Source organism: Streptomyces sp. P9-2B-2, assembly GCF_030406865.1.
GTDB classification, from domain to species: Bacteria; Actinomycetota; Actinomycetes; order Streptomycetales; family Streptomycetaceae; genus Streptomyces; species Streptomyces platensis.
On record NZ_CP129126.1, the window covers coordinates 792356 to 808115 of the forward strand.

The 15760-nt window shown below is 70.9% G+C and carries 17 protein-coding genes; 14 read left to right on the top strand and 3 right to left on the bottom strand.

Going from position 1 to position 15760, the window contains the following annotated elements; translation table 11 throughout:
- The first annotated feature begins 84 nt into the window (after window positions 1-84).
- The 14 genes from dnaK to QT196_RS03645 all read left to right on the top strand — a co-directional run bounded on the left by dnaK (window position 85) and on the right by QT196_RS03645 (window position 11883).
- Window positions 85-1980: a molecular chaperone DnaK gene (dnaK, locus tag QT196_RS03580; RefSeq protein WP_266735001.1), complete on the top strand. Its 1896-nt coding sequence runs from the start codon at window positions 85-87 to the stop codon at window positions 1978-1980.
- Window positions 1977-2597: a nucleotide exchange factor GrpE gene (grpE, locus tag QT196_RS03585; protein WP_266734999.1), complete on the top strand. Its 621-nt coding sequence runs from the start codon at window positions 1977-1979 to the stop codon at window positions 2595-2597. The genes dnaK and grpE overlap by 4 nt, the downstream gene beginning before the upstream one ends.
- 308 nt (window positions 2598-2905) lie before the next feature.
- Window positions 2906-3214 (top strand): gas vesicle protein, encoded by a 309-nt coding sequence (locus QT196_RS03590; protein ID WP_085925889.1) that lies wholly within the window; start codon window positions 2906-2908, stop codon window positions 3212-3214.
- A 79-nt stretch (window positions 3215-3293) separates the two neighbouring features.
- A complete protein-coding gene (locus QT196_RS03595) occupies window positions 3294-3737 on the top strand; it encodes a gas vesicle structural protein GvpA (protein ID WP_168477472.1) in 444 nt (147 codons plus the stop codon).
- 3 nt (window positions 3738-3740) lie between these two features.
- Entirely contained in the window at window positions 3741-4454 is a 714-nt protein-coding gene (locus QT196_RS03600; RefSeq protein WP_168477474.1) for a GvpL/GvpF family gas vesicle protein, read from the top strand.
- A 20-nt stretch (window positions 4455-4474) separates the two neighbouring features.
- Window positions 4475-4732, top strand: a complete 258-nt coding sequence (locus tag QT196_RS03605; RefSeq protein WP_168477476.1) for a gas vesicle protein GvpG — start codon at window positions 4475-4477, stop codon at window positions 4730-4732.
- A 29-nt stretch (window positions 4733-4761) separates the two neighbouring features.
- Window positions 4762-5493 (top strand): hypothetical protein, encoded by a 732-nt coding sequence (locus QT196_RS03610; protein WP_290354318.1) that lies wholly within the window; start codon window positions 4762-4764, stop codon window positions 5491-5493.
- Window positions 5486-6727, top strand: a complete 1242-nt coding sequence (locus QT196_RS03615) for an SRPBCC family protein (RefSeq protein WP_290354319.1) — start codon at window positions 5486-5488, stop codon at window positions 6725-6727. The genes QT196_RS03610 and QT196_RS03615 overlap by 8 nt, the downstream gene beginning before the upstream one ends.
- A gap of 29 nt (window positions 6728-6756) precedes the next feature.
- Entirely contained in the window at window positions 6757-7182 is a 426-nt protein-coding gene (locus QT196_RS03620) for a gas vesicle protein (protein WP_168477482.1), read from the top strand.
- Window positions 7179-8114, top strand: a complete 936-nt coding sequence (locus QT196_RS03625; protein ID WP_290354320.1) for a GvpL/GvpF family gas vesicle protein — start codon at window positions 7179-7181, stop codon at window positions 8112-8114. Before QT196_RS03620 ends, QT196_RS03625 begins: the two co-directional genes overlap by 4 nt.
- Before the next feature lie 116 nt (window positions 8115-8230).
- Complete coding sequence (locus tag QT196_RS03630; protein WP_042153760.1) at window positions 8231-8383, top strand: gas vesicle protein; 153 nt, start codon at window positions 8231-8233, stop codon at window positions 8381-8383.
- Between the two features lie 81 nt (window positions 8384-8464).
- On the top strand, window positions 8465-8872 hold the full coding sequence (locus QT196_RS03635; RefSeq protein ID WP_266734988.1) for a gas vesicle protein K: 408 nt from the start codon (window positions 8465-8467) through the stop codon (window positions 8870-8872).
- Window positions 8873-9046: 174 nt separating this feature from the next.
- Window positions 9047-10750: a cholesterol oxidase substrate-binding domain-containing protein gene (locus QT196_RS03640; protein ID WP_168477485.1), complete on the top strand. Its 1704-nt coding sequence runs from the start codon at window positions 9047-9049 to the stop codon at window positions 10748-10750.
- 545 nt (window positions 10751-11295) lie between these two features.
- Entirely contained in the window at window positions 11296-11883 is a 588-nt protein-coding gene (locus QT196_RS03645) for a response regulator transcription factor (protein ID WP_168477486.1), read from the top strand.
- 23 nt (window positions 11884-11906) lie between these two features.
- On the opposite strand, the gene QT196_RS03650 is transcribed toward QT196_RS03645, so the two are convergent.
- From QT196_RS03650 to QT196_RS03660, 3 genes are all read right to left on the bottom strand, one after another.
- Complete coding sequence (locus QT196_RS03650) at window positions 11907-13709, bottom strand: ABC transporter ATP-binding protein (protein WP_290354321.1); 1803 nt, start codon at window positions 13707-13709, stop codon at window positions 11907-11909.
- A complete protein-coding gene (locus QT196_RS03655; RefSeq protein ID WP_290354322.1) occupies window positions 13706-15481 on the bottom strand; it encodes an ABC transporter ATP-binding protein in 1776 nt (591 codons plus the stop codon). The genes QT196_RS03650 and QT196_RS03655 overlap by 4 nt, the downstream gene beginning before the upstream one ends.
- Window positions 15482-15606: 125 nt before the next feature.
- A complete protein-coding gene (locus QT196_RS03660; protein ID WP_042152795.1) occupies window positions 15607-15735 on the bottom strand; it encodes a SapB/AmfS family lanthipeptide in 129 nt (42 codons plus the stop codon).
- Window positions 15736-15760 lie beyond the last annotated feature (25 nt).

Sequence of the window (15760 nt, forward strand, 5' to 3'; positions counted from 1 at the left end):
AGTAGGCGGCTTGCTCCCCGTATCGGCAGGTGAGGAGGCCCCGCGGGCCGTTCCACGGGCGGGCCGCAAGGTGAGGAGAAGACCATGGCGCGTGCAGTGGGTATTGACCTTGGTACGACGAACTCGGTGGTCAGTGTGCTGGAGGGCGGCGAGCCCACGGTGATCACCAATGCCGAGGGCGCCCGGACCACCCCGTCGGTGGTCGGCTTCGCCAAGGGCGGAGATGTGCTGGTGGGCGAGGTCGCCAAGCGGCAGGCCGTGACCAACGTCGACCGCACCGCGCGGTCGGTCAAGCGCCACATGGGCGAGGCGCAGTGGCGCTTCCCGGACAGCGGCGACATCGACGGGAAGCAGTACACCGCTCAGGAGATCTCCGCGCGGGTGCTCCAGAAGCTCAAGCGCGACGCCGAGGAGTACCTGGGCGAGGACGTCACGGACGCCGTGGTCACCGTTCCGGCGTACTTCAATGACTCCCAGCGCACCGCGACCAAGGAAGCCGGCGAGATCGCGGGCCTGAAGGTGCTGCGGATCGTCAATGAGCCGACCGCGGCCGCGCTGGCCTACGGCCTCGACAAGGAGAACGACCAGACCATCCTGGTCTTCGACCTCGGCGGCGGCACCTTCGATGTCTCGCTGCTGGAGATCGGTGACGGCGTCGTCGAGGTGAAGGCCACCAACGGCGACACCCACCTGGGCGGCGACGACTGGGACCAGCGGATCGTCGATTACCTGACCAAGCAGTTCAAGAACGGGTACGGCATCGATCTGTCGCAGGACAAGATGGCCACCCAGCGGCTGCGGGAGGCCGCCGAGAAGGCCAAGATCGAACTGTCCGCGGCGACCGAGACCACGATCAATCTGCCGTATCTGAGCGCCTCGGCCGACGGGCCGCTGCACATGGACGAGAAGCTCACCCGCTCCCAGTTCGAGCAGCTGACCGCCGACCTGCTGGAGCGCTGCAAGACCCCGTTCCACAACGCGGTGGACGACGCCGGGATCAAGGTCGCCGACATCAACCATGTGATCATGGTCGGCGGCTCGACCCGGATGCCCGCGGTGACCGAGCTGGTCAAGGAGCTGACCGGCAAGGACCCGCACAAGGGCGTCAACCCGGACGAGGTCGTCGCCGTCGGTGCCGCGCTCCAGGCCGGTGTGCTCAAGGGTGAGGTCAAGGACGTCCTCCTGCTGGACGTCACCCCGCTGTCTCTCGGTATCGAGACCAAGGGCGGCATCATGACCAAGCTCCTGGAACGCAACACCACGATCCCGACCAAGCGCTCCGAGATCTTCACGACGGCCGAGGACAACCAGCCGTCCGTGCAGATCCAGGTCTACCAGGGCGAACGCGAGATCGCGGCGTACAACAAGAAGCTCGGGATGTTCCAGCTGACCGGTCTGCCGCCCGCTCCCCGCGGGGTCCCGCAGATCGAGGTGTCCTTCGACATCGACGCCAACGGCATCATGCACGTCACAGCCAAGGACCTGGGTACCGGCAAGGAGCAGAAGATGACCGTCACCGGCGGCTCCTCGCTGCCGAAGGACGACATCGACCGGATGGTCCGTGACGCCGAGCACCACGCCGAGGAGGACCGCCGCAAGCGGGAGACCGCGGAGACCCGTAACCAGGCCGAGCAACTCGTCTACCAGACCGAGAAGTTCCTCAAGGACAACGAGGACAAGGTCCCCGGCGAGGTCCGGACCGAGGTCCAGGAAGCCGTCACCGAGCTGAAGGAAAAGCTCAAGGGCGAGTCCGCCGAGGGCGACAACACAGCCGAGATCCGCACCGCTTCCGAGAAGCTCGCGGCCGTCTCCCAGAAGATGGGTCAGGCCATGTACGCCGACACCCAGGGCGCGCAGGCCACCCCGGGAGGCCAGGACGCGGCTGCCGGTGAGGGCGGGGCGGATGCCGCCGGCGAGCAGGACGATGTCGTCGACGCGGAGATCGTCGACGACGACAAGCAGGAGGGCAGCGGACGATGAACCGCCCGACCAATGTCCACGGCCTGCCCCACCCGCCGCTGGCCCTCGTGGGACACGGGACGGCGAAGCACCCCGAACCGGGCCCGCCCGACGCCACCGACCCCCCGGAGGACCGGACCGAGCAGGGCCCCGGCAGGCCGGCCGGCCAGGACGAGTCGGCCGGGCGGCCGGCGCCCCCGGAGGCGGTGCTGCACGCCGAACTCCGGGAGCGGACGGCCGATCTCCAGCGGCTGAAGGCCGAGTACGACAACTACCGGAAGCGGGTGCACCGCGACCGGCTGGCGGTCGGCGAGATCGCGGTGGCCAATGTGCTGAGCCGGCTGCTGCCCGTACTCGACTCGCTCGCCGAGGCCACCGCACGGGGCGAGGTGACCGGCGGTTTCGCGCGCATCGCCGAGGAACTGCGCACCGAGCTCGGGACGCTGGGCCTCCAGGCCATCGGCGCGGTGGGTGACCCGTTCGACCCGCTGATCCATGAGGCCATCACCTACACCCCCACCGACCGGCTGGAACAGGCCACCTGCACCGAGGTGCTCCGCCTGGGCTACCGCGTCGGCGACCGGCTGCTGCGCCCCGCCCAGGTGGCTGTCGCGGGGGAACCGCCGGCCGGCGCGTGACGACTGACCGCTGAACTACCCTTTTGTGGCGCGGAGTTGGTGCTGCATGCGTCGGTCCGGCCGTTGATCCGCCCGTCGGGCCGGTGACCGCCTTCCGCTTCGTACGGTGACCTGCGCGTGGACCTGCGCGGGCACCTGTGCGTTCTCTCCTGCGCTGCCGGGCAACGGCGGTCTTCGGCGTAAAGGAATTGCCGCCCCCTGTGTGCGACTACGCATATGTTCGAGTCCCAGGGGCACCCGATCCACTACCGCCAGCAACGGCCTCCGTACTTCGACAGAAAGCCCTACGACGCGCGACGGGCGGGATCATGGCAACCGAGGAAAACACGGAACGCGAAAAGGCACACGACGAGCGACCGGAGCGGATCTCGGCCCCCACGGCAATGCGCCACGCCACCGGGCAACTTGCCCAAATGCTGCAATGCGAGCCCGCTTCGGTGTCGGCGCTCAAGCCCACCGATGACGGTTGGCTGGCGAACGTGGAAGTGGTGGAGATCGAAAGGGTGCCGGACACCGCGAGTGTGATGGCTTCCTACCGCGTCCACCTCGATGAACAGGGCCAACTCGTGGGATATGAGCGGACCCGCCGCTACGGGCGGGGCCAGATCGACAGGTAGATCGGCCCTCGCCCGGCACACACCACGACCTCTCACGGCCGCATGACCCGCTCCAGTCAACTGGAAGGGACGATCCATCATGACTGCCATTCAGCAATCCAACGCGCCCACCAGCGGCAGCGGTTCGGGAAATCTCTACGATGTTCTTGAGCTGATCCTCGACCGCGGGCTGGTAATCGACGCCTTTGTGCGCGTCTCCCTCGTCGGCATCGAAATCCTCAAGATTGATGTGCGCGTCGTCGTCGCGAGCGTGGACACCTATCTGCGCTTCGCCGAGGCATGCAACCGGCTCGATCTGGAATCCGGTCGCAAGGCGCCGAGCCAGCTCACCGATCTGGTCGGTGAGGCGACCGAGAGCGGCGCCAAAGGAAAGTCGAAAGGCGCGCTGACCGGTGCCGTCGAGGCCTTCAGCGAATCCCTTCAGAAGGGCGGCCAGGAGGACTCCGCGGAAGAGGAAGAGCGCCCGGCCCGCAAGTCTTCCGCGGCGAGCAACCGTCGCACCGCACGCCGCCGGGAGGACTGAGCCATGGGAACGTACCTCTACGCCATCACCGCGGCCGGCCACCCCTTGCGGCTGACGGGCCTCAACGGGGTCGGTGACCCCGCGGCCGAGCTGCGTACCGTCACCACGAAGGATCTGTGCGCGGTGGTCAGCGACGCACCGCCGGAGCTCCGGGCCAAGCGCCGCGATGTGGCGGCCCACCAGGGAGTTCAGGAACGGCTGCTGGCCGACGGCGCCGCCCTGCCGATGCGCTTCGGGCTGGTCGGCACCGACGACGCCCAAGTGGCCGCCGTCCTGGAGCAGGATCGCGACAGCTACCTCCAGCGGCTCTCGGAGGTCGACGGCTGCCGTGAGTACCACCTGAAGGTGGAGCGCGACGAGGACGACCTGCTGCGGGAGATCATGCGGGAGTCCGCCGAGGTGCGGCAGCTCAACGACCGTACCCGGCAGAACCCCGGCGCGTACGACGACAAGGTGGCGCTCGGTGAGCTGATCTCGCAGGAGGTGCAGGCCCGTCAGGAGCGGGCCCGTGCGGACATCGTGGCCCGGCTTGCTCCGGCCGCCGTATGCACCGCGGACGTCGAACCGACCAAGCGGCACTTCCTCAATGTGTCCTTCCTCGTGGAGCGGGAGAAGGCCGCGGCCTTCTCGGAGGCGGTCCACGAGGAGGCCGGGCAGCGCGGTGACACCTACACCTTCAGCCTGCACGGCCCGCTGCCGCCGTACAGCTTCGTCTGACCTCCGAGAGGAGATCGGCCATGGGCCTGCTCACACAGCTTCTGACCCTGCCGCTGGCCCCGGTGCGGGGCACGGTCTGGGTCCTGGATCAGGTGCTGGTCACCGCCGAGCGCGAGTACTACGACCCGGCGCCGGTCCGTGAGGAACTGGCCGCGCTGGAACAGCAGTTGCTGGACGGCAGCATCGGGCCCGAGGAGTTCGACTCCCGCGAGGACGAGCTTCTGGACCGGCTGGAGTGGCTGGAGGCCCACCGACAACGACTCCGTACCGACTCCTGATCAGGGGAGATTGAGGTGTACGACAGATGATGACGAACGCCAAGATAGGGGTGGCCCTCGTCGGGGGCTACTTCCTGGGGCGCACGAAGAAAGCCAAGATGGCCCTCGGCCTGGGCCTGTTCCTGGCCGGCAAGAAGCTGAATCTGGATCCGAAGCAGCTGGGCACGCTGGTCGCCAACTCGCCGGTGCTGGGCCCCCTCAACGACCAGGTGCGCAAGGAACTGGTGGACGCCACGAAGGCGGCGGCCGGCACCGCGCTCACCCAGCGGATGTCCGGCCTCGCCGACTCCCTGCACGAGCGGACCGTGGCCCTCAACGAGGGCCGGGACGTGAGCGGCGAGATCGAGCGGACCACGGACGACGACCGTTCCACGGCGGACGACGAGGAGCAGGCGCCCGCGGACGACGCACGGGGCAACGCCGAGGATGTCGAGGGCACGGCGGACGCCGAGGAGAAGCGTGCGCCGCGCCGCAAGGCACCTGCCGCCGCGTCCGCCAAGACGGCCACGAAGACGGCCACGAAATCGGCCACGAAGTCGTCCGCCGCATCGGCGAAGAAGTCGGGCAGCCCCGCCCGGTCCACCGCGCGCCGCCCGTCGTCCAGCGCCTCGGGGACCGCGAAGTCATCGGGCAAGAACGCCGGTGGTGCGTCCCGTGGACGTCCCGCCGCCTCCCCGGCGCGGAAGACCGCCTCGGGGGCCCGTAAGAAGGCGTCCGGTACGGCCCGCACGGCCGCCGACCGGGGAGGTCGCAATGGCTGAGTCCACTTTCGGCAAGGTGAAGGACGAGGTGACCAAGAGCCCGGCGGCCGGCCGGCTCAAGGAGGAGTTGCAGCACTACCTCCAGGCACGGGCAGAGCACGCCGTCACCAGCCTCGGCCACAAGCTGGGCGAGAGCGTCGGCAAGCTCGCCGAACCCGGCCGGGGCGCCGGGGGCCTGGTGAACAGCCTGACGAAGGGCGGTGCGGCGCTCGGCGAGGGCAAGTCGCCGCAGCAGGCGGCGCTGACCGCCGGTGCCTCCCACCTCAAGGACACCGTCAAGGACAAGCTCAAGGACAAGGTCAAGGGGCTGTTCGGCAAGGGCCGCAAGGGCGGCGGCGGCAAGTCCAAGAGCGTGACCATCGTCGAGGACATCGATGTGGGCGTGCCCGTCCGCGAGGCATACGACCAGTGGACGCAGTTCCAGGAGTTCAGCACCTTCGCCAAGGGGGTGGTCAGTGTCGAGAAGTCCGACGACACCACCAGCAACTGGAAGGTGAAGGTCGCCAAGTCCACGCGTAGTTGGCGGGCGAATGTCACCGAACAGGTCCCCGACGAGCGCATCACTTGGACCACCGAGGGTGCGAAGGGCACGGTCAAGGGCGTGGTGACCTTTCATCGCCTCACCGACAACCTGACGCGGGTGCTGCTGGTTCTGGAGTACTTCCCCAAGGGGCTGTTCGAGAAGACCGGCAATATCTGGCGCGCCCAGGGCCGCCGGGCCCGGCTGGACCTCAAGCTCTACCGCAAATTCATCATGCTGCGCGGCGAGGCCACCGACGGCTGGCGGGGCGAGATCCAGGACGGCGAGGTCGTGGTCGAGCACGCCGACGCCGTCGAGGCGGAGCAGGACGAGGAGAACGCCGAGCCCGAGTCCGACGGCGAGGAACGCCCCGATGCGGAGGCGCCCGACGAGGCCGGAGAGGACGAGGAAGCCGAGGACGCCGACGCCCCGGACATCGGGCCCGAGGACGAGACGGACGAGGACCTGGCCGACGAGGACGGGACCGCGGCGGAGGGCGACGACCTCGATGAGCCGGTCGACGAGGACGAGGATCTCGACGAGCCGCGTGATGAGGACGACGACCTGGACGAACCTCTCGACGAGGACGACGTCTCTCCGGACGAGCCGGACGCTGACGACGACGAGCCGGACGCGTACGAGGACTGGCGGGACGCGCACGAGGACGAGCCGGCGCCTCCCTCCCGGGGCCGCCGTACCGCCGCCGCCCGCTGACCGTCCCGACCGCACAGACGAGGCTGATCATGTCCGATTCACTGGCCGGCCGTATGGGGCCGTCCTCCGGTCCGTCCCCGTACGGCGGGCAGGGCTCCTCCGCCAACCTGGCCGACATCCTGGAACGCGTCCTCGACAAGGGCGTCGTGATCGCGGGCGACATCCAGATCAATCTGCTCGACATCGAGCTGCTGACCATCAAGCTCCGGCTGCTCGTCGCCTCCGTCGACAAGGCCAAGGAGATGGGTATCGACTGGTGGGAGCACGATCCCTCGCTCTCGTCCCGTGCCCGCCCACCGCAGCAGGTGCCCGCCGGGCAGCCGCCGGAGACCGGCCGCGATCCGCTGGCCGACGAGAACCGGCAACTGCGCGCGGAGCTCGCCGAGCTGCGGGCGGCCATCGGCTCGCCCCAGGGCTCCGACGGGCACCGGACGCACCACGAGGAGGAGCAGTGACCAGCCACCTGCACGGAGACGACGCGGCTGCCCCATCACTGCCGCAGCCGCTCGGCCGTCCCACCGAGCAGCGGGAGTCCGCTCCCCCGTCCAGCTCGTACGTCTACGCCATCGGCCGGGCGGGCGCCGGTCTCGACACGGCGGCTCCCCGGCTCACCGGGCTGCGGGACGGGCGGGTGCGGACGGCGTCCGCCGACGGCCTCACCGCGCTCGTCTCGTCCGTCCCGGCCGACACCTTCAGCGAGGAGGGCATGAAGGCGCAGTTGGAGAACCTGACGGAGCTGGAGGAAATCGCCCGTACCCACCACACGGTCGTCGAGTCCGCCCACACCGGGACGACGGTGCTCCCCATGCGGCTGGCCACCGTGTATCTGGACGACGCCCAGGTGCGGTCGATGCTGCGGGAGCGCGCCGCGGAGTTCGACGCGCTGCTCGCTCGGCTCGAAGGCCATGCCGAGCTGGGGGTGAAGGTGTACGCGGACCCGCGCGCCGCGGCCGCCGACCCGGCTCCCGCCGCCTCCGACGGCCCGGAACCCGCCGCTCCCCCGGTCAGCCCCGGCCGGGCCTACTTGCGACAGCGCCAGGCTCGGCGTCAGACGCAGCGGGATGCCTACCGCGCGGCGGGCGCCGTCGCCGACGAGGTGCGGGACCGGGCGGCCGCCCTGGCCCGGGACCGGGTCGCACACCGCCCCCAGCAGGGCGAACTGGCCGCCGGCGCGGGGGAGAACATCGCCAATGAGGCCTATCTGGTGCCCACGGACCGGCTCCGGGAATTCCACCGGGCGCTGACAGGTCTGGCCGACGGTGTCCCCGGCGTACGTATCGAGGTCACCGGGCCATGGGCGCCATACTCCTTCGCGACGGCGACGGCGACGGCGACGGCGACGGCGACGGCGACCGCGACCCCGCCCGCCGAAGAGCGGAGTGCGTGATGGCGGCTGACGCTCCCGAGACCGCGTACGCCGAGGTTCCGTACGCCGAGGTCTCGTCTGCCGAGGTCCCGGCCCCGGCGCCCCTCACCCCGGAAGAGTCTCTCGCTGGTCGGCAGATCGCGCTCATCGATCTCCTGGACCGTCTGCTGAACGGGGGCGCGGTGCTCACCGGAGATGTGGTGCTGTCGATCGCCGATGTGGACCTGGTGCACATCAATCTGCGGGCCGTCATCCGCTCGATCACACCCGACGGTCCGGCGCCGTGGTGAGACACCCCCTCCCCTTTCCGACGAGCAGCGCCCATGACGAGCAACGTCCACGACGAGCAGCGCCCAAGACGAGGGATACCCATGACGAATGAACCGGCCGCACCCGTGGAGCCCGCCTTCGCGGAGGTGGCGCAGGCCGCGGCCCGGGCCTTCGACCTGGTGCCGGCCCCGTCCGACGAGCCGCCGCAGGGGCGGGACAGCGCTCTCGCCCAGCGGCTGCGGACCGATCCGGAGACGGTGGAGCGCGATCTCATCAAACTGGTGCTGACGATCGTGGAGCTCTTGCGGCAGCTGATGGAGCGGACCGCGCTGCACCGCGTCGACCAGGGAGACCTGAGCGAGGACCAGGAGGAGCGGGTTGGGCTGACGCTGATGATTCTCCAGGACCGGATGGCGGAACTCTGTGAGCGTTACGGCCTCACGATGCGGGACCTCAATCTCGATCTCGGCCCCCTGGGATCGCTGCTGCCCCGTGACGACGCCGCCTGATCCGCGGTCCCCGGCGGGCCGCTTCCGCCGTCCGTCGCACGGGCATTGCAACTGACGGGCCGTCACCCTACCCTTCCGGCACACCCCCACCGCACCGGGGCGCTCGTACGGTCTCACCCCTACGATCCGTGCGCGGTGCAACGGGGCGGCGCGCCGCGTGCCGGAAGGACAGCCATGTCCGACGACAGCGCTCGCAGAACCTCCCTCACCCGCCGTACGTTACTGACCGGGGCCGCCGCCGCGGGGCTTGCGGCGGCGGCCGGGCTACAGCCCGCGCATCGCATCCCCGCGGGCAGTGCCGCGGCCACTCTCACCCCTCCGCCCGACTTTCCCGCGGGCATTCCCCTCTCCCAACAGGCCTTCCGGAACTGGTCGCTGGAGATCGTCGTCGAGGGCGTCTGGACGGCTTCGGCCCGTACACCCGACGATGTGGTCACCCTCGCCAACTGGGCGCATCAGCACGGCTACCGGCTCCGGGCGCGGGGCAAGGGCCACACCTGGTCGCCGCTGGTGGTACCCGCCGGGGCCGACACCAACCGGACGGTCATCGTCGACACCACGTCCCATCTCACCGCGGTCAGTGTGCGGGGCGGCAATCCGGGGAGCGTCACCGCGCAGGCGGGGGCGACCCTGGACCGGATCCTCGCCCTCCTGGAGGAGTCGGGACTCGGTCTCGCCACCACTACAGCGCCCGGGGACCTCACCATCGGCGGGGTGCTGGCCATCGGCGGCCACGGCACCGGGGTGCCCACCGCCACCGAGAACCCGCCCACGGGCTCCGGCTTCGGCACCCTGAGCTCGCTGGTCACCTCGCTCACCGCCGTGGTCTGGAGCGCGGCGGAGGCGCGTTACGTGCTCAAGACGTTCTCCCGCTCCGACCCGGACATCCGGGCCTTCCTCGTCCACCTGGGCCGTGCCTTCGTCACCGAGGTGACGCTGACGGCCGCGGCCAACACCCGGCTGCGCTGCCAGAATTGGTACGACGTGAACGTGGGGACCGTCTTCGGTCCCCCCGGTACGGGCGGCCGCACGATCGGCTCCTACCTGGACCGCACCGGGCGCATCGAGGCGATCTGGTTCCCGTTCACCGATGTGCCGTGGCTGAAGGTGTGGAGCCTGGCGCCCAGCAAGCCGGTGCTCTCCCGGCAGATCGACACCCCGTACGCCTACACCTTCGCCAACCGGGTCACCGAGGAGATGTCGCGGCTGCTCGGGGAGATCGCCTCGGGCGGGGGCGACAAGACGCCCGTCTTCACCAAGCTGGCGATGTCCATCGTCGGCTCCGGGCTGATCGTCACCGGCACCTGGGATGTCTGGGGCTGGTCGAAGAACACTCTGCTGTACGTCGAACCCACCACGCTGCGGATCGTCGAGGCGGGGTGGGCGGTACTGACCTCCCGGGCGAATGTGCAGCGGGTGGTGAATGACTTCTACTCCCGCTATCAGCAGGTGCTCACGGCTCACCAGGCCCGCGGCTCCTTTCCCGTCAACGGCCCGATCGAGCTGCGCATCACCGGTACGGACCCGCTCGACGGCCCCCTGCTCTCCCCGGCCCGGGCCCGTCGGGACCATCCCGAGTGGGACACGGTGGTGTGGCTCGACTTCGCCACCTATCCCGGTACGCCGGGCGCCGCCCCCTTCTTCCGTGAGCTGGAGCAGTGGATCTGGCAGACCTACACCGGGTCGTATGCGACCGTGCGTCCCGAGTGGTCCAAGGGCTGGGCCTATACGGACAGCGGGGCGTGGCGGGACCCCGCCACGCTGGACGGCAGCGTGCCGGCCGCCTTCGACGAGTGGCGCACCGCCCGCGACATCCTCAACTCCTATGACCCGGCAAGGGTGTTCTCCAATACGTTCCTCGACGCTCTGCTGCCCTGAGTCACCTCCCTCAGGGGGGCGCGCGGAATTTCCGCGCGCCCCCCTACCGAAATCACCCGGCACGTCCGTCACACCCGTAACAAGTGCAGGAAACAACCCGCTAAGCGGTCATCGCGAGGTTGGCGGGAATTCTGCGCCGGACGCGCTGGACGCTTTCCGGAATCCGCCCCCTAGATGTGTGAAGTTCCTACGAACACCGCCGGCCTCCGGACGCCGGCCGCTCCCCCGCCGCAGCTCACCCCACACACCGGCCTGCGGGTACTGCGGCGCCCACCGGCCGACCCGCGCATTGTGGAGTCCTGCCATCCTGAGCGGTAATGAACGAGGCCGCACCCGGGCCCGATGATGCGGTTTCCAGTCATCTCCCGCGAAAATGCATCTGGCGGGAATGACAGCCGTAACAATTCTGCAAGGCAACGTTCGGGGCCGAAAGTGTGTGCTGCGGCAGAGGCTCGTCGGGTAACTGTCGCCACATCGCCGGTTGTTCCCCGGGCGGCTGTCCGACGACGGGGGCAGACCGCAGAAGCGGAAACGAAGGGACGAACGTGATCCGGGTCTTGGTGGTGCACGAAACGCGGCTGCTGCGCTCGGCGCTCACCGCGCTGTTGCGCGACGAGGAGGGTATCGACGCGGTCGCCGCCTGCTGGAGAAGTGCCCCCGGGCGAGCCCGTTCCTTCCGGCCGCAGGTGTGCGTCGTCGATGGCGACTGTGCGGGTTCGGTGGCCTCGGCGGACCCTCCCGGCGGCCCGGGATGCGCCCTGCTGGTCCTGGCCAGCGCCTGCCGGCCCGGCACCCTGCGCCGGGCCATCGCCGCCCGCGCGCGGGGCTTTGTGGACAAGGACGCGCCACCGGCCCGGCTGCTGCACGCGATAAACCTGGTCGCCGCCGGGAAGCGCTATGTCGACCATTCGCTCAGCCCGGACTTCCTGGAGGCCGCTGACATGCCGCTGACCCCGCGTGAGTTAAGCGTGCTCTCGCTCGCCGCGGGCGGCGCCTCGGTCTCCGAGATCGCCCGTGAACTGCATCTGAGCAGTGGGACGGTACGCAACTACATGGCGGCGATCAATCGCAAGACCGGCGCCCGGAACCGCGTGGACGCGATACGGATATCGCAGGGGGCGGGCTGGGTCTAGGGAGTGTCCGTGAAGTCCCGTGATCAGCCGAGAGAGCGGGACTTCGCGGTGAGGTTCTCCGCGCCGTCCGGGGCGTCCGGCTGCCAGCTTCCCGCGAGATCCCGGTAGAGGGGCGAGCGTGCGAGCAGCTCGTCATGGGTGCCGCAGGTGGCACGGTTGCCGTCGAGTACCAGGATGCGGTCGGCCCGGCGGGCCGAGGTGATCCGGTGGGCCACGACGATCAGCGTTCCGGGCCGCTCCGCGAAGGCGCGCTCGGCCCGCATCTCCGCCGCCGGGTCGAGATGGCAGGTCGCCTCGTCGAGGAGGACGAGAGGGGCGGGGGACAGATAGGCCCGGCCCAGTGCGATCAGCTGGCGCTCGCCCTGGGACAGGGCACCCGGGTCGAGCGGTGCGTCGAAGCCGCCCAGCCGGTGCACCAGCGCGTCCAGGCCCACGGCGTCCGACGCCGCCTCCAGGGCGGCCGTGGAGGCGCCCTCCGGGCAGAGGTAGAGCAGGTTCTCGCGCAGGGTTCCGGAGAAGACGTAGGCCTGTTGCGGGATGAGCACGCGCAACAGGGACGGATCGGTTCCGGAGGGGGCGCGGACCGGTCGGCCGGCCACGCGTATCTCGCCGTGGCCGGGTTCGAGCAGACCGGCGACAAGAGCGGTCAGGGTCGACTTTCCGATGCCGCTCGGGCCCACCACTACGAGGTGCTCGCCCGGTTCGACGGTCAGGTCGAGGTCGTGCAGCACGGGCTGGGCGGCGGGCCCGTAGGCGAAGGTCACCGCGCGCAGTTCGACGCGGGGGTCGTCGGGCGGGGAGGGGAGGCGGGCCTCGGGGTCCTGCGCGGGGGCTGGGAGCGGCGCGGTGGGGGGCTCAGGAGCGGAGCCGGGGCCGGTGGTGAGCCGGTCCAGGACCACGAGCAGCCGGGTGCCGGCCGAGCCCAGTGCGTTCATCAGGGTGTGCAGGGCGGGCAGCAAGGACTGGGTCAGATAGGCCAGCGCGCCCAGCACGGCGCCGGGGGTGAGCCCTTGCCGCAGCAGCCAGGGCGCGGTCACCAACAGCAACAGGATGGGCAGTTGGCCGGCCAGGCCGAGCGCGAGACAGCGGACGGCGGCCCAGCGTGCCAGCTGCCGTGCCGCGCGGGCCTCGTCCTCGATCACGGCGTACGCCCGGTCCGCGGTCCGCTGCTGCGCACCGCAGGCCACCACGTCACGCAGTCCCTCGGCGACGGCGCCGAACTGGGTGGCCAGGTCCTCGTCCGCCTGGAGAAAGGCGCGCTGGCGGGCCGCCATCGGCCGGAGGGTGGCCAGGAAGAGCAGCAGCCCGGCCGCGAGCGGAGGCACCACGATGAGCAGCAACTGGGGTGCCAGGGAGAGCAGTCCGAGCACCGCTCCGGCGGCGGTGAACACGAAGGAGCGGGCGACCAGGACCAGTCCGGCGAAGCTGTCCCGGGCGATCTCGGTCTGGTTGGTCAGCCGGGAGACCACGGCGCTGTCCGCCGCGCGGGCCGGCTGCTCCACCGCGTGTGTCAGCGACCGCGACACCACCTGACGCACCAGGCCGTCGCGCAGTGGCTCGACGAGGTCGGCCAGTCCGCGGAAGACCCCTCGGCCGGCCAGCCCGCCGACGACGACGGCCAGTGCGGTGACGCCCAGCCAGATCAGCCCGACGCCGGTGTGGCCGGCCAGAAAGCCCTGGTCCAGGGCCTTTGCCAGGCCGTAGCCGCCGAGGAAGGTGTGGGCGGACTCCAGCAGTGACCAGCCGGCCAGCAGCAGCAGTACGCGGGTCCGGCGGCGGAGAAAGCGCCTCGCCCGGGGCAGCAGTCGTGCGGTCGCGGTCGTCATGAGGCGGTCCGGGTGTCCTCGTCGTCGGTATGGGCGAACACCGCGCGGTAGTCGGCGTCCGCCCAGAGCCGGTCGTGCGGGGCGACGGCGCGGAGCCGGCCGTTCTCCAGCCAGGCGACCAGGTCGGCGCGGGCGGCGGAGGAGACGCGATGGGCGATCAGCAGTCGGCTGCCGGTCCGTACGTCATGGACCAGGGCCCGGCGGACATGGAGTTCGGTGACGCTGTCCAGGCTGGAGGTGGCGTCGTCGAGCACGAGCAGCCGGCCCGCGTGGGCGAACGCCCGGGCCAGGCCGAGCCGTTGGACCTCGCCGCCGGACAGCGGGGCGGCGGTGAGCGGGGCGGCGTATCCCCCGGGGAGGAGACGGACGAACGAGTCCGCACCGGCCGCGCGGGAGGCGGCCTCGATGGCCCGGTCCGGGGGCTCGTAGGGGCCGAAGCCGATGGCGGCTCCTACGGTGGCGCCGAACAGGGCGGGGCGCTCGAAGGCGTAGCCGATCTCGCGGCGCAGTTGTGCCGGGTCGGCCTCGTCGAGGGGTATCCCGTCCAGCAGTACCTGTCCGCTGTCGGGGTCGGTGAGCCGGCCCGCGACGGCGGCGAGCAGCGATTTGCCCGCCCCCGAGTGCCCGACGACCGCCATGGTCGTACCGCCGGGCACCACCAGGTCGATGTCGCGCAGCGCGGGGGTGCCACCGCGGAGGACGGTGACCGCGCGCAGTTCGAGCCGGCCGGTGCCGTCGGCGGGCAGCGGCCGGGAGCCCTGCGCGGGCGTGGGCAGGGTGAGGAGTTCGCCGGTGCGGTGGGCCGCGGCGCGGCTGCGCACCAGGGCGTTGAGCTGCCCGACGACCCCGCCCAGCCCGGCGGTGAGGGCGGCGTACCGGGAGGCCGCCAGCAGCTCACCGACGGACAGGCTGCCGTAGGCCAGCCGGATGCCGCCGACGGCGAGGACGGCGGTGGTCAGCAGCGGCACCAGGATGCTGCTGCTGACCACGGCGCGGCCGTAGATCTGCCACATCTGCCGTCCCTGCGCGCCCAGTTCGGGAAGCGGGGCGAGGATCCGGGCCCGCTCGCGCCCCGCCGTGCCCGCCGCGGCGATGGTCCGGGCGCCGCCGAGCGCCTCGACGAGCCGGGTCGCGAGGTCCGCCTGGACGCGCTGATAGCGGCCGACGCTGTCGGAGGAGCCGCGGGCGAAGCGGCGCAGCAGCCGGGTCAGCAGCGGCAGCCCTGCGAGGAACACGGCGGCCAGCCAGATGTCGGTGAGCGCCAGGGCTATGAGGGCGCCGACCGGGGTGATGACGGCGGCGAGGCCGGTGGCCGCGGCGGTGGGTGCGGTCCCGGCGTCGGCGGCGTTCCCGGTGAGGCGGGTCACCAGGTCGCCGGGGGTGAAGCGGTCCGCGACCCGGTGCGGGGCGAGGGACAGCAGATGGTCGATACCGCGCCGGCGGAGCCAGGCGGTGCTGCGTGCGGTGGTGACGCCGCCGGTCAGCGCGACCAGCGCGTCCAGCAGCACTTCCGCGCTCAGCAGCACGGCGCAGAGCACGAGGGCCCCGTGGAGGCCCGGACGGGCGCCGAGTACGAGGTCGAGGGTGTGGCCGAGTACGGCGGGCAGCGCGAGGGCGGCACCCGCTGACGCCACGCTGAAGAGGCAGACGGCGAGGGTGCGTACGGGGCTGTGCCGGAAGGCCCCGGTCAGTACGGAGCGGACGCCGGGGTCGGGACCGCGGCGGGCGGCCGGCGCGGGCGGGGGCGAGGAGGGCCCGGGGGTGCGGGGCATACGGGTGCGGACCTCGCCTCCAAGGGACGTTTGCGGGTGGCAGCGGCAGGCCCCGGGCGGTGTTGCCACCCGGGGCTCGCCGTGACTTACGCGCTAGGGGACCGAGGTCCGGTAGCGGCGAGAAGTCAGTTGCAGGTGGTGACGCTCAGGCTGCTGTCACCGCAGAGCAGCAGGCTCGCGCGGCTGCCGGTGTGCAGCTCCTCCGTGGCCTCGGCCTTGGGGGTCTCCAGCGTCTGAAGGTCAAGAAGGGACATGGTGGTTCCTCTCTGATGGGGACGG